Raw genomic sequence first — 19,780 nt, forward strand, 5'->3', positions numbered from 1 at the left:
TTGATCCTAGGATTCGTTTGAGATTTCAAACGCTCTGCCTCTCGTGCGCTATCTATTCACTGTGGCGCGTTGAGGCCGATTTCCCTGACGGCAGCCCACAAGGCGCCTTTCAACAACTCTAATTCGCTCCGCGTGCGCGCGGTGCTGTTAAGGAAAGCCGACATGCAGCTCAAAGATACCCAGTTGTTCCGCCAGCAAGCCTTTATTGATGGCGCTTGGGTCGATGCGGACAACGGTCAAACCATCAAGGTCAACAACCCTGCCACGGGCGAGATTCTCGGTACCGTGCCGAAGATGGGCGCTGCGGAAACTCGCCGCGCCATCGAGGCCGCCGACAAGGCGTTGCCGGCCTGGCGTGCGCTCACCGCCAAGGAGCGCGCCAATAAGCTGCGCCGTTGGTTCGAGCTGTTGATCGAGAACCAGGATGACCTCGGTCGCCTGATGACCCTCGAGCAAGGCAAGCCGCTGGCTGAAGCCAAGGGCGAAATCGTCTATGCCGCTTCCTTTATCGAGTGGTTCGCCGAAGAAGCCAAGCGCATCTATGGCGACGTGATTCCCGGCCACCAGCCCGACAAGCGTCTGATCGTGATCAAGCAGCCGATCGGCGTGACCGCAGCGATTACGCCGTGGAACTTCCCGGCGGCGATGATCACCCGCAAGGCCGGCCCGGCCCTGGCCGCCGGTTGCACCATGGTGATCAAGCCGGCGTCGCAAACGCCGTTCTCGGCCCTGGCGCTGGTTGAGCTGGCGCACCGTGCCGGCATCCCTAAAGGCGTGTTGAGCGTGGTCACCGGCAGCGCTGGCGACATTGGCGGCGAGCTGACCAGCAACCCGATCGTGCGTAAGTTGTCGTTCACCGGCTCGACTGAAATCGGTCGCCAGTTGATGGCCGAATGCGCCAAGGACATCAAGAAGGTTTCCCTGGAGCTGGGCGGTAACGCGCCGTTCATCGTGTTCGACGACGCGGACCTGGATAAGGCCGTCGAAGGCGCGATCATTTCCAAATACCGTAACAACGGCCAGACGTGCGTCTGCGCCAACCGCCTGTACATCCAGGACTCGGTGTACGACGCGTTCGCGGAAAAACTCAAGTCGGCCGTGGCCAAGCTTAAGATCGGCAACGGTCTGGAAGAAGGCACCACCACCGGCCCGCTGATCGACGAAAAGGCCGTGGCCAAGGTCCAGGAGCATATCGCTGACGCCTTGAGCAAAGGTGCGACGCTGCTGGCCGGTGGCAAGGCGATGGAAGGTAACTTCTTCGAGCCGACCATCCTCACCAACGTGTCGAAAGACGCCGCCGTGGCCAAGGAAGAAACCTTCGGCCCGCTGGCGCCGCTGTTCCGTTTCAAAGATGAAGCCGAAGTGATCGCGATGGCCAACGACACCGAGTTCGGCCTGGCTTCCTACTTCTATGCGCGCGACCTGGGCCGTGTATTTCGTGTGGCTGAAGCCCTGGAATACGGCATGGTCGGCGTCAACACCGGGTTGATCTCCAACGAAGTGGCGCCGTTCGGCGGCATCAAGGCGTCGGGCCTGGGCCGTGAGGGTTCCAAGTACGGGATCGAGGATTACCTGGAAATCAAATACCTCTGCCTGGGCATCTAAGCTCGGTAAGGGAATGCAGTAAACGCAGAGGGCACGAGAGCGCTGACCCTTTGCGTGTTTGACCCCGTTATTCGCAGTGGCCGGGAAAGCTGTGGCAGTCGATCATCGCATGCTGCCGCAGTTGCCTCCCCGCCACCTATCCTTGAGCCACGCCGCCCGATGAGCGGCGAATGAGGACTTTATGAGCAAGACCAACGCTTCCCTGATGAAACGCCGCGAAGCCGCTGTACCGCGCGGGGTTGGCCAGATTCACCCGATCTTCGCCGAATCTGCGAAGAACGCCACCGTGACCGACGTTGAAGGTCGCGAGTTCATCGACTTCGCCGGCGGTATCGCCGTGCTGAACACCGGCCACGTGCACCCTAAAATCATCGCCGCCGTGACCGAACAGCTGAACAAGCTGACCCACACCTGCTTCCAGGTCCTGGCCTACGAGCCCTACGTGGAACTGTGCGAAAAAATCAACGCCAAGGTTCCAGGTGATTTCGCCAAGAAAACCCTGTTGGTCACCACCGGTTCCGAAGCCGTGGAAAACGCGGTGAAGATCGCCCGTGCCGCCACCGGCCGTGCCGGCGTGATCGCATTCACCGGCGCCTACCATGGTCGCACCATGATGACCCTGGGCCTCACCGGTAAAGTCGTGCCGTATTCGGCCGGCATGGGTTTGATGCCTGGCGGCGTGTTCCGTGCGTTGTTCCCGAATGAACTGCACGGCGTGAGCGATGACGATGCCATCGCCAGCATCGAGCGCATCTTCAAGAACGATGCCGAGCCGCGTGATATCGCCGCGATCATCATCGAGCCGGTGCAGGGCGAGGGCGGTTTCTACGTTGCGCCCAAGTCCTTCATGAAGCGCCTGCGCGAGCTGTGCGACAAGCACGGCATCCTGCTGATCGCCGACGAAGTGCAAACCGGTGCCGGCCGTACCGGTACCTTCTTCGCCATGGAACAGATGGGCGTTGCCGCCGACCTGACCACCTTCGCCAAATCCATCGCCGGCGGTTTCCCGTTGGCCGGCGTGTGCGGCAAGGCCGAATACATGGACGCCATCGCCCCAGGCGGCCTGGGCGGCACCTACGCCGGTAGCCCGATCGCTTGCGCGGCCGCGCTGGCGGTGATGGAGGTGTTTGAAGAAGAGCACCTGCTGGACCGCTGCAAGGCGGTGGGCGAGCGTCTGGTCACCGGCCTCAAGGCGATCCAGGCCAAGTACCCGGTGATCGGTGAAGTGCGTGCCTTGGGCGCGATGATTGCGGTCGAGCTGTTTGAAGACGGCGACAGCCACAAACCAAACGCGGCTGCGGTCGCCTCGGTGGTGGCCAAGGCGCGTGACAAGGGGCTGATCCTGTTGTCCTGCGGTACCTACGGCAACGTGCTGCGCGTACTGGTGCCGCTGACCTCGCCGGACGAGCAGTTGGACAAAGGCTTGGCGATCATTGAAGAGTGCTTCTCCGAGCTGTAAGCGCAGGCTGGCTTGATCGACAAAAAACCCGCTTCGCAGACTGTGTGAAAACCTGGCAATCTGCGTCGCGGTTTAAGAGAATGCCCCGTATCGAAAGATACGGGGCATTTTTGTTATGGCTTACATCCAGGGTCAAGCGCGCGATCAGACCAGCCTTTTTCCGGTTTCGCTGGAAGATTTAATCCCTGAGGATCACCTCGTTCGCGTGATTGATGCCTTCGTTGCCAAGCTCGATCTCATACGCTTGGGGTTCGACAAGGCGGTACCCAAAAGCACAGGCCGCCCCTCTTACGATCCGGCAGATCAGCTCAAGCTCTATCTGTACGGCTATTTCCAGCGTATCCGCTCCTCTCGTCGTCTCGAAGCCGAGTGCCAGCGCAACATCGAAGTCATGTGGTTACTCAACCGCCTCAAACCCGATTTCAAGACCATTGCCGACTTTCGCAAGGACAACAAACAAGCGTTCAGTGCAACGTGTCGGGTCTTCGTTCAGTTCTGCCGTACGGTCGGTTTGATTACTGGCGACCTGGTTGCCATTGATGGCAGTAAATTTCAGGCGGTAGCCTCTTCGCGGCGCCATCTGAACGTGAAACAGCTTAAGCGCCAGCAGGAAAAGCTGGATAAGCGCATCGTCCAATATCTGGCCGAACTGGATGAGGCCGATAAAGCCGAAGCGGGTGAAACCATTGACCGTAGCGCCATCAAGACAGCGCTGGAGCAACTTGAAGCCCGGCAACTGAACAACCTGACCTGCCAGGCGCTGATGAAGTCGATGGGGATCGAGCAGTTCAACACCGGCGAAAGCGATGCCCGAATGATGCGCACGCCCAAAGGCCCGCGGGTGGCTTATAACGTACAAACCGCCGTGGACGCTGAACACTGCTTGATCCTGCATCACGACGTGACACAAGACGGCAACGATACGCAGCAACTTGAGCCCATGGCCAAGGCTGCCAAAGAACAGTTGCAGCAGAGCGAACTGAGCGTGACCGCCGATGCGGGCTACTCCAATGGCAAGCAGTTCCAGGCGTGTGAAGAGGCGGGCATTACGGCGTATGTATCGCCCAACCGAGCAGTTAACCCCCGTAGCAAGGAGAAGGAACTCTTCGAGCGAGAAGATTTTACTTACGATGCGCAGCAGGATCAGTACCGATGCCCTGCTGGCAAACTGCTGACGCTCAAACAGCTGAATAAAGGTGAGCGCATTTACCATGCGGCTATCAGCGACTGCAGCAACTGTCCACTGAAAGGGCAATGCACCGACGCTCAGCGCCGATACGTCTCACGCCACGCCCATGAAGAAGCCTTCGAGCGAATGGAGCAGCGCATGCAGGCAAATCCCGAAATGATGGTGAGCCGAAGGTCAATCGTTGAGCACCCCTTCGGCAACCTTAAGCAATGGCTGTTTGGAAACGGCCGCTTCCTGCTGCGACAGTGCGAGGGGGCAAGAGCGGAAATGGCCTTGGCAGTGAGCGCCTACAACCTCAAAAGAGCGATCAATGCGCTGGGTGTACGTCGAATGATGGAGTTGATGGGCTGAAAAGCCTTTTTTCGCCTGTTACCTGCACAAAAGCAAACGCCCCGAACAAGTCGGGGCGTTTGCTTAGGCCGCCTTCAGCGTGTTTTCACACAGTCTGTTCGGCGGGTTTTTTTGCGCCGGTGGTAAGAAGCGCAAGGCCTGGAGGGCGACAGAGATCTAAATGTGGGAGCGGGCTTGCTCGCGAAAGCGGTGGGTCAGTTAAAACATCTGTGACTGACACTCCGCCTTCGCGAGCAAGCCCGCTCCCACATTGGATCTCTGGTGTAGCCACTGAAAGTGTTCGATCTCAGCCCGCCACCACGCGGTTCTTGCCCAGGCGCTTGGCCTCGTACATGGCGGCGTCGGCGCGGGCGAACAGGCTGTCCAGCGTCGAGTCTTGTTCGGTGAGGCTGGCAAGGCCCTGGCTGATGGTCACGCTGAACGCCTGGCCCGCATAACTGAAGCTCAGCGCCTGGATCTCCTTGCCCAGCCGCTCGGCGACCTGTACGGCCATTTCCGGTGTGCAACCGGGTAGCACGGCTGCAAACTCTTCGCCGCCGATGCGTCCAAACAGGTCGCCACGGCGCAACACGCTGCGACCGCTCTCGGCGATACGCCGCAATACCTGGTCGCCTTCGAGGTGGCCGTAGGTGTCGTTGACGTCCTTGAAGTCATCGATGTCCAGCAGCAGGAAGGCCAGCGGTGCGCCTTGGGCGCAGGCGCTGTCGAAGGCCTGGTTGGCACATTCGAAGAAGTGCCGGCGGTTGCTGGTCTGGGTCAGCACGTCGGTGGTGGCCAGACGGTGCAGTTCCAGCTCCATTTGTTTCTTTTCGGTGATGTCTTCGGCCATGCCCACCACCACCAGCGGTTCGCCGGGCTCGGCCTGCTGGTTGATGTAACACTTGTCGCTCAGCCAGCGGATCTGCCCGTCAGCGGTGATGATGCGGTACTCGCGGTCTTCCACGGTGCCCTTTTCCAGCACGCGGGCCAGGCTGTGTTCGGCGTAATCGAGGTCTTCGGGGTGGATGCTGTTGCGCCATTCGCGATAGTCGGCAAGCAGCAGCCCAGCGGAGCGTCCGAATATCCGCTCATACGCGGGGCTCACATAGAGCACGCGGCGGGTCTCCCAGTCGATGGCCCACAGCACCGCATTCACGCTGACCAGCAGCGAACTCAGCAACTGTTCGCGTTCACTCAAGCGCTCGACCTCACCCTGTGCATGCACCAGCGCCAGCAGGGTTGAAGCCGCAGCCGGACGCGGCTGTTCAGCGACGGGTGAATCAGGCAAATAGGGCTTTTCGTGAACCATCGGCACAACTCTCTCTGGGCGCGCCGCAAGGTGGAGCAGCGGTCACAACAAGGGGCCACCATGATGGCGAAGTGTTCATTGAGAGAGGCGAATTGCAGTGAAGTTCCGTCAATAGGATCGATTGCCGGTGACCGAGAAATGACGTCAGAAAGCTGGTGGGTGGGAGGGAAAGCCCTCCCACCGGGCGGTCAAACGGCCACAGGACGCAGCGAATAGGTCTTCAATTGATGGGCAAAATCCCGCAGGGACTGGATGCCGCTGGCCTCGGCTTCATGCACCCATTCTTTGATGGCTGCGAGCATATCGTGGCCATTTGAACTGGTCTTCAGCCAGATCTGCTGCAGCGCCAGGCGCTTTTCGTAGATCACCTTCAGGGCCTGGCTGTGTTCGAGCATGCTCTGGATGCGCAGGTGATGGCGGTCGTCCAGCAAGCTGGTTTCCCGCGACAGCAGGCGCTTGGCGCGGTGGAACTGGTGGCGCACCGAGTGATCGACCTTTTCCAGCTCCTGCTTGACCAACGGGCCGATGACCAGCTTGCGGTACTGGGCCATGATCTGGAAGCGGTTGTTGAGGATCGCCATCGCGGTGTCCATGTCCAGGTGGCCCTTGCCTTCCACGCGGTGGGCGATGGGTGCGACGCGTTGCACCTTGGCCAGGCGCAGGAAGCTGAATACCTTGATCCATGCCCAGCCCAGGTCGAACTCCCACTTCTTCACCGACAGCTTGGCGGAGTTGGGGTAGGTGTGATGGTTGTTATGCAGCTCTTCGCCACCCACGATAATGCCCCACGGCACCAGGTTGGTCGCCGCGTCACGGCATTCGAAGTTGCGATAGCCCACGGCATGGCCCAGGCCATTGATCACACCGGCGGCCCAGAACGGAATCCACATCATCTGGATCGCCCAGATCGTGATGCCGATGGTGCCGAACAACAGCAGGTCGATCACGCCCATGATCGCCACGCCCAGCAGCGGATAGGGGGTGTAGAGCTTGCGCTCGAGCCAGTCGTCCGGGCAGTTCTTGCCGTAGATGCGCAGGGTCTCGGGGTTTTCGGCCTCGGTGCGGTACAGCTCGGCGCCTTTGCGCAGCACGGTGGACAGGCCTTTGATGACCGGGCTGTGCGGGTCATTGACGGTTTCGCACTTGGCGTGGTGCTTGCGGTGGATGGCGGTCCACTCGCGGGTGTTCTGCGCCGTGGTCAACCACAGCCAGAAGCGGAAGAAGTGTTTCAGGCCGGCATTGAGCTCCAGGGAGCGATGGGCTGAATAACGATGCAGATAAACCGTGACCGCAATGATGGTCACGTGGGTCATCAACAGAGTGACCGCCACCAGTTGCCAGGCTGACAGGTCAAGAAAACCGTTGTACCACATAGGCTGTATGGCCCTCAGATAAAGAAAAGAACAGCTCACGCATTATCACTAAGCCTACAGAGAAAACCAGCCGACCTTTCAGATAGAAGTGACTGGATGTTTCTTATTCTATAATCCGCAGCCTTTGTAGGGCGATTCTGTTTTCTGGTAAGGATTACTGACCATATGCTGTTTTCATACCGAGGAGCCCTGCGTGCGGGGCTGGTTTACCTGCTGGTTTCCGTGCTGTGGATAAGCCTGACGCCCCGGTTATTGATCGAGTTTCTCGATAACCCGAGTGAGCTGAATGATTGGCTGCAGGTGCGCGACTATGTGTGGGTGGCCCTCAGTGCCGTGGCGATTTCCTTGCTGTGCGCCCGATTTGCCCGGGCCAGCCAATTGCTGCAACCCCTGAAGGAAAACCGCGAGCGCCTGCGCCAGGCCGCTGCAGTGTTCGATTGCACCCGTGAAGGCGTGCTGGTGACCGACGCGCGAGGCCTGATTGTCCACGTTAATCGGGCGTTCATGGCGATCACCGGTTACCAGCGCGAAGACGTCATGGGCCAGCAGCCGAGCCTGTTCAAGTCCGGGCGCCATTCGTCGAATTTTTACCAGGAAATGTTCCAGAGTCTGGCGCGCACCGGCGAATGGAGCGGCGAAATCTGGAACCGACGCAAAAGCGGGGAGATTTATCCACAGTGGCAAACCATCCGGGGAATTTTTGATGACCAAGGCCGCGTCTCGCATTACGTCGCGGTGTTTTCCGACATCAGCGCCATCAAGGACTCCGAGCACGAACTGGCCCACCTTGCGCACCACGACCCGCTGACCGGCCTGCCCAACCGCCTGCTGTTCACCGACCGCGCCGAGCAGGCGCTGGCCTCGGCGCAACTGCACAAGCGCGGTTGCGCCCTGCTGTTGCTGGACCTGGACCACTTCAAGATCATCAACGACAGCCTTGGCCACAACGTCGGTGACCAGTTGCTCAAACGGGTGGGTGAACGGCTCACGGCGTTGCTCGGCCCGGGTGTGACCCTGGCGCGCCTGGGCGGTGATGAGTTCGCGGTGCTGGCGGAGAGTTGTCCACAGGTGGCCCAGGCTGGCGGGCTGGCGCAACGCCTGCTGGAGACGATGAAACAGCCGTTCATTTTTGACGGCCACCAGCTGTTTATCAGTGCCAGTATCGGTATCAGCCTCTTCCCCAACGACGCCCTGAGCGCCGAACAACTGCTGCGCAATGCCGACTCCGCGCTGTTCAAGGCCAAGAGCGCCGGCCGCGAAGGCTATGCGTTGTACACCGAAGAACTCACCGCTCACGCGCAGAACCGTGTGGAAATCGCCAGCGAATTGCGCCGCGCCCTTGAGCGGCAGGAGCTCTGTGTCTATTACCAACCGGTGCATGAACTGCACGGCGGCCGCTTGATCGGCGCCGAGGCGTTGGTGCGCTGGCAGCACCCGGAGCGAGGCCTGGTGCCCCCGGTGGAGTTCATCCCCATTGCCGAGCGCACCGGGTTGATCGCCGAGATCGATGCCTGGGTCATGAACCAGGCCTGCCGGCAGATGTGCCAGTGGTTGTCCCAGGGTGCGCCCTTGAGGTTCATCGCCGTCAACGTGTCCAGCCGCCTGTTTGCGCGGCGCGAGCTGTATGCGCAGGTCGCCCAAGTGCTGCATGAAACCGGCCTGGACCCGGCGTTTCTGGAACTGGAGGTCACTGAAAGCGCCGTGATGCAAGACCCGGAGGTCGCGCTGGAGCAAATGCACCGCCTGCGCGAACTGGGCCTGCGCCTGGCCATCGACGACTTCGGCACCGGCTATTCCTCATTGCTGCGCCTCAAGCGCCTGCCGGTACAGAAACTCAAGATCGACCAGGGTTTTGTCGCCGGGCTGCCGTGGGACGACGATGACGCAGCGATCGTGCGCGTGGTGATCGCCCTGGCGAAAAGCATGGGCATGCAGGTACATGCCGAGGGGATCGAGCAGGTGGAGCAGGCGCGGTTTCTGCTCGACCAGCAGTGCGATATGGGCCAGGGCTATTGGTATGGGCGGCCGGTGCCCGCAGAGGAGATGGATTGGATGAAGGCGCCAACCATCCGGATTTGAAATGCCTCAACCTGCGATAGGCATAGGTCTCGACACAACTTTTCTGGGGCATGTGAGCATCTGTAGTGAGCGGGCTTGTCCCGCGCTGGGTGGCGAAGCCGCCCCAATAAAGGCATCGCCGAGCTTCAGGTAGAATCCGGTCGCCTGGTTTGGGGCTGCTTCGCAGCCCAGCGCGGGACAAGCCCGCTTACTACAAAGATGTGTAGACGGTTGCTGCATTCGGTGACTGACACACCGCTATCGCGGGCAAGCCAGCTCCCACAGTTGGATTTGCATCAAGCTCACTCAGTACTCGGCTCCAAAACCTGCACCTAACCCCGCGCCCCAACAGAAAATTATTTTTGGTTATATAAACATTCTTAAATAGTATTTTTAAGAATATCCGCGCTTATCTACTATCGCCCTCACGCCGCAAGCAGTGCCACCACTGTGCAGGCATCTTCATTTCAGGAGCGAGACCATGAGCGCATCTCTACGTAGCGTTGACGGCCAGGACGAAGCAGCCATTCTGCGCGAGATCCAGAGCGCGCTGCGCGATCTGCGGTTTGGCGCGGTGGAAATCACGGTGCACAACGCACAAGTCGTACAGATTGAACGCAAAGAAAAATTCCGTCTGCAGAACCCGGGTAACAAGCCCGCCTAAGCAACAACTATAAGAATAAGCCCCTGTAGGAGCGAGCTTGCTCGCGAAAATCTTTAACGATGACGCAGCGCTATCAGGTAACTCGCGTCGGCCTCAGGTTTTTCGCGAGCAAGCTCGCTCCTACAAGGGCGGCCAACACCCCAGAATTTCAGGAGCTTCTATGTCGTCGATTCGCCGTTACGCCCTGGCCGCCCTGGCCAGCGCCGTGTTTGCAGGTTCCGCGGTTGCCAAGGACTACGAGTTGCTCAACGTCTCGTATGACCCTACCCGTGAGCTGTACCAGGACTACAACGCTGAGTTCACCACGTTCTGGAAACAGTCCCACCCCGGCGACACCGTCAAGATCCAGCAATCCCACGGTGGTTCGGGCAAGCAGGGCCGTGCGGTGATCGATGGCCTGCGCGCCGATGTGGTCACCTTGGCCCTGGCCGGTGACATCGACGAAATTGCCAAGCTGGGCAAGACGCTCCCGGAAAATTGGCAGACCCGCCTGCCAAACGCCAGCACCCCGTACACCTCGACCATCGTGTTCCTGGTGCGCAAGGGCAACCCCAAAGGCATCAAGGATTGGGGCGACCTGATCAAGCAAGACGTGTCGGTGATCACGCCGAACCCGAAAACCTCCGGTGGCGCGCGCTGGAACTTCCTCGCCGCCTGGGCCTACGGCCTGAAAGCCGGTGGCAGCGAAGCCAAGGCCCAGGAATACGTCAAGGAGCTGTTCAAGCACGTGCCGGTGCTGGACACCGGCGCCCGCGGTTCAACCATCACCTTCGTCAACAACGGCCAGGGCGACGTGTTGCTGGCCTGGGAAAACGAAGCCTTCCTGGCCCTGAAAGAAGACGGCGGCGCCGATAAGTTCGATATCGTCGTGCCTTCGCTGTCGATCCTCGCGGAGCCGCCAGTGGCCGTGGTCGACAAGAACGCCGAGAAAAAGGGCAACACCGAAATCGCCACCGAATACCTCAAGCACCTGTACAGCCCGGCCGGCCAGGAAATTGCGGCGAAAAACTTCTACCGCCCACGCGATGAGAAAGTCGCCGCCAAATACGCCCAGCAGTTCCCGAAACTGGACCTGGTGACTATCGACAAAGACTTCGGCGGCTGGAAAACTGCCCAACCGAAATTCTTTAACGACGGTGGCGTGTTCGACCAGATCTACACGGCGCAGTAAGCCAAAGTATCTGTAGGGATCCGCTTTTCTGTGGGAGCTGGCTTGCCTGCGATGGCATCACCGAGGTGTGGCTGATACACCGAGGTGCCTGCATCGCGGGCAAGCCCGGCTCCCACACAAGCCAGTGTCCACAGAAACGTGCAGTGGTGTTTACCTTTTAACCAAGGACTCTTATGTCGCGTCGTACCTCCCCCGTCATACCCGGCTTCGGGCTGACGCTGGGCTACACCGTCGTGTACCTCAGCCTGATCGTACTCATCCCGCTGGCGGCGATGTTTGTGCACGCCGCCCAACTCACCTGGGATCAGTTCTGGGCCATTATTTCCGCACCGCGTGTGCTGGCGGCATTGAAGCTGAGCTTCAGCACCGCGTTGTACGCCGCGCTGATCAACGGCGTGATCGGCACGCTGCTGGCCTGGGTGCTGGTGCGCTACACCTTCCCCGGCCGCAAGATCATCGACGCGATGATCGACCTGCCGTTCGCCCTGCCCACCGCCGTGGCGGGTATCGCGCTGACCGCCTTGTACGCGCCGAACGGCTTTGTCGGCCAGTTCGCCGCCGACCTGGGCTTCAAGATCGCCTACACCCCCTTGGGTATCACCCTGGCGTTGACCTTTGTCACGTTGCCGTTCGTGGTGCGCACGGTGCAGCCGGTGCTGGCCGACATCCCCCGGGAAGTTGAAGAAGCCGCCGCCTGCCTGGGCGCCAAGCCATTGCAGGTGTTCCGCCACATTCTTGTGCCGGCGTTGCTGCCGGCCTGGTTGACCGGTTTCGCCCTGGCGTTTGCCCGTGGTGTGGGTGAGTACGGTTCGGTGATTTTTATCGCCGGCAACATGCCGATGAAAACCGAGATCCTGCCGCTGCTGATCATGGTCAAGCTCGACCAATACGACTATCGCGGCGCCACGTCCATCGGCGTGCTGATGCTGGTGGTTTCCTTTGTTTTGCTGCTGCTGATCAATTTGCTGCAGCGGCGCATCGAACGTCCATAAGGAGGCGCGGAACATGTCCCAATCGTCTATTTCCGCCGCGTCCTCGGCCAACGCCGCCCGCCGTGGCAGCGCTGTGTCGCGACGTATCCTGATCGGCCTTGGCTGGCTGGTGTTCGTCCTGTTTCTGCTGTTGCCGCTGCTGATCGTGGTGACCCAAGGCCTGAAAAACGGCCTCGGCGCGTTCTTTACCGCGATCCTTGAACCCGACGCGTTGTCGGCGCTGAAGCTCACGGTGATCGCCGTGGCGATTTCGGTGCCGCTCAACGTGGTGTTCGGCGTCAGCGCGGCCTGGTGCGTGAGCAAGTACTCGTTCCGTGGCAAAAGCATCCTGGTGACGCTGATCGACCTGCCGTTCTCGGTGTCGCCGGTGATCGCCGGCCTGGTCTATGTGCTGATGTTCGGCGCCCAGGGCTTCTTCGGCCCGTGGTTGCAGGACCACGACATCCAGATCGTGTTCGCCTTGCCCGGTATCGTGCTGGCGACCATCTTCGTGACGGTGCCGTTCGTGGCCCGTGAACTGATCCCGCTGATGCAGGAGCAGGGCACGCAGGAAGAAGAGGCCGCGCGCCTGCTGGGCGCCAATGGCTGGCAGATGTTCTGGCATGTCACCGTGCCGAATATCAAGTGGGGCCTGATCTACGGCGTGGTGCTGTGTACCGCGCGGGCCATGGGTGAGTTCGGCGCGGTGTCGGTGGTGTCCGGCCACATTCGCGGCGTCACCAACACCCTGCCGTTGCATGTCGAGATTCTCTACAACGAATACAACCACGTTGCCGCGTTTGCGGTGGCCAGCCTGTTGCTGATCCTGGCGCTCTTCATCCTGCTGCTCAAGCAGTGGAGCGAGAACCGTATCAACCGCCTGCGCAACAGCGCCGGTGAGGAATAAGTCATGTCGATCGAAGTCCGTAATGTCAGCAAGAACTTCAACGCCTTCAAGGCCCTGAACAGCATCAATCTGGACATCCAGAGTGGCGAGCTGGTGGCGTTGCTGGGCCCGTCCGGCTGCGGCAAGACCACCTTGCTGCGCATCATCGCAGGTCTCGAAACCCCGGATGACGGCAGCATCGTGTTCCACGGCGAAGACGTCTCCGGCCATGATGTACGTGATCGCAACGTCGGGTTTGTGTTCCAGCACTATGCGTTGTTCCGCCACATGAGCGTGTTCGACAACGTGGCGTTCGGCCTGCGCATGAAGCCTAAAAACCAGCGCCCGAGCGAAAGCCAGATCGCGGTCAAGGTGCATGAGCTGCTGAATATGGTGCAGTTGGATTGGCTGTCGGACCGCTACCCGGAACAACTCTCCGGTGGTCAGCGCCAGCGTATCGCCCTGGCCCGCGCCCTGGCGGTAGAGCCCAAAGTGCTGCTGCTGGACGAGCCGTTCGGTGCCCTCGATGCCAAGGTGCGTAAAGAGCTGCGCCGCTGGCTGGCGCGCCTGCACGAAGACATCAACCTGACCTCGGTATTCGTGACCCACGACCAGGAAGAGGCCATGGAGGTCGCCGACCGCATCGTGGTGATGAACAAGGGCGTGATCGAGCAGATCGGCTCACCGGGCGAAGTCTACGAAAACCCGGCCAGCGATTTCGTCTACCACTTCCTGGGCGACTCCAACCGTCTGCATTTGGGTGAAGACAAACACCTGCTGTTTCGCCCGCATGAAGTGTCGCTGTCGCGGCATGAACTGGAGGATCACCATGCCGCTGAAGTACGCGATATTCGCCCATTGGGCGCAACCACGCGGGTGACACTGAAGGTCGAAGGCCAGCCCGAGCTGATCGAAGCTGAAGTGGTGAAGGACCACGACAGCCTGACCGGCCTGGCCCGTGGCGAGACGCTGTTCTTCAAGCCCAAGGTCTGGCAAAAAGCCTAATCACACTGCAACACCTAATGTGGGAGCGGACTTGTGTGGGAGCTGGCTTGCCTGCGATGGCATCACCTCGGTACCCCTGATACACCGAGGTGAGGCTATCGCGGGCAAGCCCGGCTCCCACATTGGATCTTTGTTAGCCCCTAACCGTGGCGTTTTTGCTACGCACCGTGACCGGCCCGGAGCGCTGCTCGATCTGCTGCTTGAGCCCCTGCCGCAACCCCAGCAAAAACGCCAACTCCGCCACCACAAACAACGGCCCCACGATCAGCCCCGACACATCATCGACAAACGCCGGCTTCTTGCCTTCGTAGTAATGCCCCACAAACTGAATCACCCAGCCCACCACAAACATCCCGACGCCACTACCCAGCCACACCAGCGTGCTCTGCGCCGCGAGCACATGCCCGGCCCATACCGACAACCCCATCAACAGCGTCATCAGCACGCCTAGCGCCAGCTCCAGGCGCAGGTAAAACCACGCCGACAACAGCGCGACAATCACGGCCGGTGAAATCCACAGGCCACCCACCGCCCATTCGGGGCGCGACAGCAGCACGGCGACCGCGACCACGATCAGCGGAATGCCGATAAAGTGGCTGGCGATATTGCGCGGGTCGCGGTGGTAGGCGGCGTATTGACTGAGGTGGTCGACGAGGCTTTTCATTGTTATTCCTCCTGTAGGATGTTTGATCATGCCCTGTCAGCCCTTGGCGAACTGTCGGCTGGGCGACAATCTTTGGAGTTCTCATGGATGCAGAGAAATGGCACGCCCGCCTGGCCAGCGGGCACTGGTTCAGCCATCTGCCTGTCGATCTACAGCGTAGCCTGCTGGCGGCTGCGCGGTTGCGCTCGCTGACGGCGGGGCAGTCGCTGTTCAAGCGCGGCGATCCGCCTTGTGGGCTGTATGCGGTACTGGAAGGCGCAGTGCGGATCAGCGCGGTGAATGCCCAGGGTAAGGAGGCGGTCTTGAGCCTGGTGGAAACGCCTTACTGGTTCGGCGAGATCTGCCTGTTTGATAACCTGCCGCGCACCCACGACGCCCTGGCCACGGGGCCGTGCACATTGTTGCAGGTACCGCAGGCGTCGATGCTCGACATCCTCGCCAAGCAGCCGCTGTATTGGCGCGACGTGGCCCTGTTGATGAGCCACAAATTGCGCCTGTCGTTGATCAACATCGAGCAGATGAGCCTGATGCCCGCGTCGGCGCGCCTGGCCCATCGGCTGCTGATGATCGCCGAAGGCTACGGCGAAATAGACCCGGCGCGCCGCACGCTGCAACTGCCCCAGGAAGACCTGGCTGCAATGCTGGGCCTGTCGCGCCAGACCACCAACAGTCTGCTCAAGGCGCTGGAGCAACAGGGCATCATCGGCCTGAGTTACGCTGCGATTGAGGTGCTGGATTTAAAGGGCCTGCGGCAGGCCGCAGGCCTGTGAACTACGAGCCGCGATAGGTGGAAAAGCCATAAGGGCTGAGCAGCAGCGGAATGTGGTAATGCTGGTCGGCCTGCTTGACCTGGAAGATCACCGGCACTTCGGGGAAGAACGTCTCGCGATTGGCTTTTTTGTAGTAATCGCCGGTCTTGAATACCACGCGATACTCGCCGGGTTGCATGGCCTGGTTGGCCGGGAAGAGTTCGGCGATGCGTCCTTGCTGGTTGGTGACGCCGTTGGACAGCGACTGCCAGTGATCGCCTACGTGCTGCTCCAGGGTGACGCTGACACCGGCAGACGGCAGGCCGTTTTCCAGGTTCAGCACATGCACGCTCAGCGGGTTGCCGTCCGCCAGCGCCAAGCTGCTCAGGCCGCTCAGGCTGAGGGCGGCAAGGGTCATGTTCAAGGTTTTCATGGATGTTTCCTCAAGGGGTGATATTCAAGCCAAGTTGATTGGCCGCGTTGACCGCGCACGCTTCGTCCTGCTCGGCGCCACCGGCCCCGGCGATGCCCAGCGCGCCCACCAATTCGGTGCCGGCAAACAGCGGCACGCCGCCGCCGAGCAACAGCAACTCGGGCAAGCTGTTAAGGTTGGCGGCCTCGGGGTTGTTGCGCGCACGCTCGGCAAACAGCCGGGTCGGAGTTTTCGACGACAGCGCGGTATACGCCTTGCGCTGGCTGGCGATGCTGTTGTGCGGGCCAACGCCGTCGGCCCGCAGGCTGAGCAACAGGTTGGCGCCACGATCCAGTACGGTGATTGCCGCTGTGCAGTGCGCCAGACTGGCGTCCGCCAGTTGGCGGGCGGTGGCCAGATCGAGGTCGGCGTGACGCGGCAATGAGGGTGCTGCCACGGCGCTGGCGCTGATGGCGATACTCAAGAACAAGGCAGTGCGGTACATGGGAACGGCTCCAGAAAGCAGGCCGCCACCTTAGCCAGCGGACAGGGTCAAAAGCCGAACAATTTGATGACAGGTTTGTAATGAACCCAAGAGGTAGGCATGCAGGTGTTGTTAGTGGAAGACCAGCCGCAACTGGCGCAACGCATGGCTCAGGGCCTGAGCGAGGCGGGCTTTGCCGTGGAGGTCGCGGCCAACGGCATGGCCGCCCAGCGCTTTGTGGAAAGCACCGAATACGACTTGGTGATCCTGGACGTGATGTTGCCGGGGCTCAATGCCTGGAAGCTGCAGCAGGCGATTCGGCAGAAGGGCCAGACGCCGGTGCTGTTCCTGACCACGCCGGATGGGATTGAGGATCGCCTGCGCGGGCTGGAGTTGCATGAGGATGATTACTTGCTCAAGCCGTTTGAGGCCAAGGCGTTGGTGGCGCGGGTGAAGAAATTACTACGCCGTGATCGCGGGCGTTGATTGGTCCGAATAGGCAGTGCCTGGGCCGGCGGCGTCGCAGGCAAGCCAGCTCCCACATTTCGAAATGCGTTCCCCTGTGGGAGCCGGGCTTGCCCGCGATGAGGCCCTCACAGGCACTACAAACCTGTCTACCGCAACCCATCCCTGAACTGCCCCGGCGTCATCCCCGTCCAACGCTTGAACGCCCGGTTGAAGCTGCTGGTGTCGGCAAACCCCAATAGATGACTGACCTCGGCCAATGAGCACTGCGGATCGCGCAAATGCAGCAACGCCAGGTTCTCCCGGCATTCATTGAGCAACGCATCAAACCGGCACCCTTCATCAGCGAGATGCCGCTGCAAGCTGCGCAGGCTCAGGTGCAAGGCCTGGGCGATGCGCTCGGCGCCTGGCTCACCCTCCGGCAGTTGCGCCTCGATGGCCGCGCGCACCTTGCGCTCCCAGGTCAGCGGTTGCAGCTGGGCGAGGGTGCGCTTGAGCACCGTTTCGTTGTGCTCGGCCAGTTCGGGGTTGGCATCGTCCAGGTGGCTGTCGAAATCCTGGGCGGCGAACTCCAATCGGTCCTCTTCGGCGCCGAAGAATACCGGTGCGCGAAACACCCTGTGCCACGGCTGGGGATCGGCCGGCTGCGGCCGTCGCAGGTACACCGCCAGCGGCGCGTAGTCGCGCCCCAGTCGGTTGCGGCAGGTGCGCACATAAATCGCCGCGAACGCATCGATGGCTTCAAATGCCGGTGCCGGGCTGCCCGGCGGCTGCAACAGGCGAAAGCGGTAACGCTCACCTTCAAGGCTCAGCTCCAGGGCCAGGGCATCGCTGACCACCTGGTGATAACGCACGATACGTTCGAACACTTCGCGCAAGCTGCCACTGGCGACCAAGGCATACCCCAACGCATGAAACGTGGTGGGGCTGACAAACCGCGACACCCGCAAGCCGATGGCCGGGTCGCCGCTGGCCTGCACCGCCAATGCCCACAGGCGCGTGGTGGCCGACAGCGGATAACGCGCGTTGGGGTCGTCCATGCGCTGCGGGTCGAGCCCGGCCTGCACGCACAGCGCGGCACTGTCGAGGCCCAGGGCGTCAAGCTGCTTGCGCAGGGCGCGGGTCCAGCTGGCGAGGGAGGTGGGTTCGGTCATGGCGATTGGCGCTTGCGGTCAACAGGTTGGCGTGCGGGGCTAGCATCCTGCCTGATCGCTTGGGGCAGGATGTGAGCATCAACAGACCAGAGGATGGAAGCATGGACGGTACTTCTGCAAGTCCCCAGCGGATGAATGCACAACAGCGCGCGGCGCATATCCGTGAAGTGGTGCTGGCCGAGGGCGTGCGACTGCGCCGGCAACATCCCTGGCTGCTGCATCAGGATGCGCTGGGAGCAGGGATCCTGGCGTTTGCGCTGGTGGGCATGCTCGGTTCGGCGGCGCTCTACGTCACGGGCCATATGGCTTGGTGGGCGTGCCTGCTGCTCAATGCGTTCTTCGCCTCACTGACCCATGAGCTGGAACACGACTTGATCCACAGCATGTATTTTCGCAAGCAGCGCCTGGTGCACAACCTGATGATGGGCCTGGTGTGGCTGGCGCGGCCGAGCACGATCAACCCGTGGATTCGTCGGCACCTGCACCTCAACCATCACAAGGTCTCCGGCACCGAGGCCGATATGGAGGAACGCGCGATCACCAACGGCGAGCCCTGGGGCATCCCACGGTTGCTGATGGTGGGCGATAACATGATGTCGGCCCTGATTCGCCTGTTGCGCGCCAAGACCTGGCGGCACAGGTTCAGCATCCTCAAGCGTGTGTTGCTGGTCTACGCACCGCTGGCGCTGCTGCATTGGGGCGCGTGGTATGTGTTCCTCGGCTTTCACGCCGCCAACGGCATCGCCAGCCTGCTGGGCGCGCCTATCGAATGGTCAGCGGGCACTTTGCAGATGATGCAGGTGATCGACATCGCCGCCGTGGTGATCATCGGCCCCAACGTGCTGCGCACGTTTTGCCTGCACTTCGTCAGCTCCAACATGCACTACTACGGCGATGTGGAACCGGGCAATGTGATCCAGCAGACTCAAGTGCTGAACCCCTGGTGGATGTGGCCGCTGCAAGCGTTCTGCTTCAATTTCGGCAGCACCCATGGCATCCACCATTTTGTGGTGAAGGAGCCTTTCTATATCCGTCAGATGACCGCCAAGGTGGCGCACAACGTCATGGCCGAGATGGGCGTGCGTTTCAATGATATCGGCACCTTTGCCAGGGCCAATCGGTTTGTGCGGCGTGAACCGATGCGCGCTCACGAACCGCGTACCGCCAAGGCTTAGTCGAGGCGAAGGAGGGCGCTTCGTACGTGGGTATGGAGATCAAATGTGGAGGTTGGTTGCCTGGCGAAAGATCTGATATGAGCCGCCAATTCAGCCAGCGCTCTATCGTCTGCCCTGGCCGCGTCATGGGAAGAAAGATAGCCTTCGTAATGCTCAAAATATTTGTCCAATGTTGAGCTGATTTTTTTGAAAGTGCTGTCCTCCCCTGTCCCATGCATCGGGAACAACTTGGCGTGCAGATGATCCACGCCATAGCCCTCCAGAATCATGCCCGTTCTGGCAACACCTGTGAGCGCGTTGTCCAGAAGCAGCGCAGTCTTTTTGGCCGCGACCACTAGGTCGCAAAGCACTGTATTCGACTGGGCAAACGCATAGCTGCCGTGATGGATTTTAGGGATGACGACACTGAAGCCTGGGGTGTTGGGGAATATGGAGAGAAAGGCCATGTGGGACTGGTCCTCCCACAAAAGATGAGAGGGGGCGGTACCGCGGGCAATGCTGCAAAAAATACAGTCCATCATCAAACACCTGCCTCATTCTGGTCAAAATATTGGGGGAGTATCTTGTCTTTTTCTGAAAAGAAGTTGGCGATGCAATGGCTGTGTAGATAACCTCCGCTTACGACACGGAATTCCCGTCGCACAGGCCAGCTCACCG

Annotated in this window: 19 protein-coding genes; 12 read left to right on the forward strand and 7 right to left on the reverse strand. The window is 60.7% G+C overall.

Annotated elements, in window-relative coordinates; translation table 11 throughout:
- The first annotated feature begins 162 nt into the window (after nucleotides 1-162).
- The 3 genes from gabD (at nucleotide 163) to KVG91_RS14215 (ending at nucleotide 4,604) form a co-directional block, all read left to right on the forward strand.
- Nucleotides 163-1,605, forward strand: a complete 1,443-nt coding sequence (gene gabD, locus KVG91_RS14205) for an NADP-dependent succinate-semialdehyde dehydrogenase (RefSeq protein ID WP_169375464.1) — start codon at nucleotides 163-165, stop codon at nucleotides 1,603-1,605.
- Between the two features lie 181 nt (nucleotides 1,606-1,786).
- Complete coding sequence (gabT, locus tag KVG91_RS14210) at nucleotides 1,787-3,064, forward strand: 4-aminobutyrate--2-oxoglutarate transaminase (protein WP_012721619.1); 1,278 nt, start codon at nucleotides 1,787-1,789, stop codon at nucleotides 3,062-3,064.
- Nucleotides 3,065-3,179: 115 nt separating this feature from the next.
- A complete protein-coding gene (locus KVG91_RS14215; protein ID WP_217894893.1) occupies nucleotides 3,180-4,604 on the forward strand; it encodes an IS1182 family transposase in 1,425 nt (474 codons plus the stop codon).
- 286 nt (nucleotides 4,605-4,890) lie between these two features.
- Here the strand turns inward: KVG91_RS14215 and KVG91_RS14220 are convergent, their stop codons facing one another.
- Nucleotides 4,891-5,892, reverse strand: a complete 1,002-nt coding sequence (locus KVG91_RS14220; RefSeq protein ID WP_169376127.1) for a sensor domain-containing diguanylate cyclase — start codon at nucleotides 5,890-5,892, stop codon at nucleotides 4,891-4,893.
- Nucleotides 5,893-6,080: 188 nt separating this feature from the next.
- A complete protein-coding gene (gene desA, locus KVG91_RS14225; protein ID WP_169376128.1) occupies nucleotides 6,081-7,265 on the reverse strand; it encodes a delta-9 fatty acid desaturase DesA in 1,185 nt (394 codons plus the stop codon).
- 165 nt (nucleotides 7,266-7,430) lie between these two features.
- On the opposite strand from desA, the gene dibA reads away from it, so the two are divergent.
- The 6 genes from dibA to KVG91_RS14255 all read left to right on the forward strand — a co-directional run bounded on the left by dibA (nucleotide 7,431) and on the right by KVG91_RS14255 (nucleotide 14,020).
- Nucleotides 7,431-9,344, forward strand: a complete 1,914-nt coding sequence (dibA, locus tag KVG91_RS14230) for a phosphodiesterase DibA (RefSeq protein ID WP_169376129.1) — start codon at nucleotides 7,431-7,433, stop codon at nucleotides 9,342-9,344.
- Between the two features lie 460 nt (nucleotides 9,345-9,804).
- Nucleotides 9,805-9,987 carry a sulfur starvation response protein OscA gene (oscA, locus tag KVG91_RS14235; RefSeq protein WP_010565387.1) on the forward strand — a complete coding sequence of 61 codons (183 nt, stop codon included), beginning with the start codon at nucleotides 9,805-9,807 and terminating at the stop codon, nucleotides 9,985-9,987.
- 160 nt (nucleotides 9,988-10,147) lie between these two features.
- Entirely contained in the window at nucleotides 10,148-11,158 is a 1,011-nt protein-coding gene (locus KVG91_RS14240; protein ID WP_169379038.1) for a sulfate ABC transporter substrate-binding protein, read from the forward strand.
- Between the two features lie 173 nt (nucleotides 11,159-11,331).
- Entirely contained in the window at nucleotides 11,332-12,150 is an 819-nt protein-coding gene (gene cysT / locus KVG91_RS14245) for a sulfate ABC transporter permease subunit CysT (protein WP_169379037.1), read from the forward strand.
- A 13-nt stretch (nucleotides 12,151-12,163) separates the two neighbouring features.
- Nucleotides 12,164-13,036, forward strand: coding sequence for a sulfate ABC transporter permease subunit CysW (gene cysW, locus KVG91_RS14250; RefSeq protein ID WP_169379036.1), 873 nt, complete (start codon nucleotides 12,164-12,166; stop codon nucleotides 13,034-13,036).
- A gap of 3 nt (nucleotides 13,037-13,039) precedes the next feature.
- Nucleotides 13,040-14,020, forward strand: coding sequence for a sulfate/molybdate ABC transporter ATP-binding protein (locus KVG91_RS14255; RefSeq protein ID WP_076951536.1), 981 nt, complete (start codon nucleotides 13,040-13,042; stop codon nucleotides 14,018-14,020).
- A 133-nt stretch (nucleotides 14,021-14,153) separates the two neighbouring features.
- On the opposite strand, the gene KVG91_RS14260 is transcribed toward KVG91_RS14255, so the two are convergent.
- Nucleotides 14,154-14,684 (reverse strand): Mpo1 family 2-hydroxy fatty acid dioxygenase, encoded by a 531-nt coding sequence (locus KVG91_RS14260; RefSeq protein ID WP_169379035.1) that lies wholly within the window; start codon nucleotides 14,682-14,684, stop codon nucleotides 14,154-14,156.
- Between the two features lie 83 nt (nucleotides 14,685-14,767).
- Between KVG91_RS14260 and KVG91_RS14265 the strand changes: the two genes are divergently transcribed.
- The gene (locus KVG91_RS14265; protein WP_169379034.1) at nucleotides 14,768-15,454 is read left to right on the forward strand and encodes a Crp/Fnr family transcriptional regulator; all 687 of its coding nucleotides are present in this window, start codon (nucleotides 14,768-14,770) and stop codon (nucleotides 15,452-15,454) included.
- 1 nt (nucleotide 15,455) lies between these two features.
- Here the strand turns inward: KVG91_RS14265 and uraH are convergent, their stop codons facing one another.
- Both uraH and KVG91_RS14275 read right to left on the reverse strand, forming a co-directional pair.
- Entirely contained in the window at nucleotides 15,456-15,866 is a 411-nt protein-coding gene (uraH, locus tag KVG91_RS14270; RefSeq protein ID WP_169379033.1) for a hydroxyisourate hydrolase, read from the reverse strand.
- 10 nt (nucleotides 15,867-15,876) lie between these two features.
- A complete protein-coding gene (locus tag KVG91_RS14275) occupies nucleotides 15,877-16,350 on the reverse strand; it encodes a GlcG/HbpS family heme-binding protein (RefSeq protein WP_169379032.1) in 474 nt (157 codons plus the stop codon).
- Between the two features lie 99 nt (nucleotides 16,351-16,449).
- Between KVG91_RS14275 and KVG91_RS14280 the strand changes: the two genes are divergently transcribed.
- Nucleotides 16,450-16,815: a response regulator gene (locus tag KVG91_RS14280; RefSeq protein WP_169379031.1), complete on the forward strand. Its 366-nt coding sequence runs from the start codon at nucleotides 16,450-16,452 to the stop codon at nucleotides 16,813-16,815.
- A gap of 128 nt (nucleotides 16,816-16,943) precedes the next feature.
- On the opposite strand, the gene KVG91_RS14285 is transcribed toward KVG91_RS14280, so the two are convergent.
- Nucleotides 16,944-17,948: an AraC family transcriptional regulator gene (locus KVG91_RS14285; protein ID WP_169379030.1), complete on the reverse strand. Its 1,005-nt coding sequence runs from the start codon at nucleotides 17,946-17,948 to the stop codon at nucleotides 16,944-16,946.
- 101 nt (nucleotides 17,949-18,049) lie between these two features.
- Here KVG91_RS14285 and KVG91_RS14290 point away from each other — a divergent pair, with 101 nt between their 5' ends.
- Entirely contained in the window at nucleotides 18,050-19,123 is a 1,074-nt protein-coding gene (locus KVG91_RS14290; RefSeq protein ID WP_169379029.1) for a fatty acid desaturase, read from the forward strand.
- Here the strand turns inward: KVG91_RS14290 and KVG91_RS14295 are convergent.
- Entirely contained in the window at nucleotides 19,120-19,641 is a 522-nt protein-coding gene (locus tag KVG91_RS14295; protein WP_169379046.1) for an HIT family protein, read from the reverse strand. The two genes, KVG91_RS14290 and KVG91_RS14295, sit on opposite strands and share 4 nt — an antisense overlap.
- Nucleotides 19,642-19,780: the final 139 nt, after the last annotated feature.

Origin of the sequence: Pseudomonas azadiae (assembly GCF_019145355.1) — a bacterium.
GTDB lineage: Bacteria > Pseudomonadota > Gammaproteobacteria > Pseudomonadales > Pseudomonadaceae > Aquipseudomonas > Aquipseudomonas azadiae.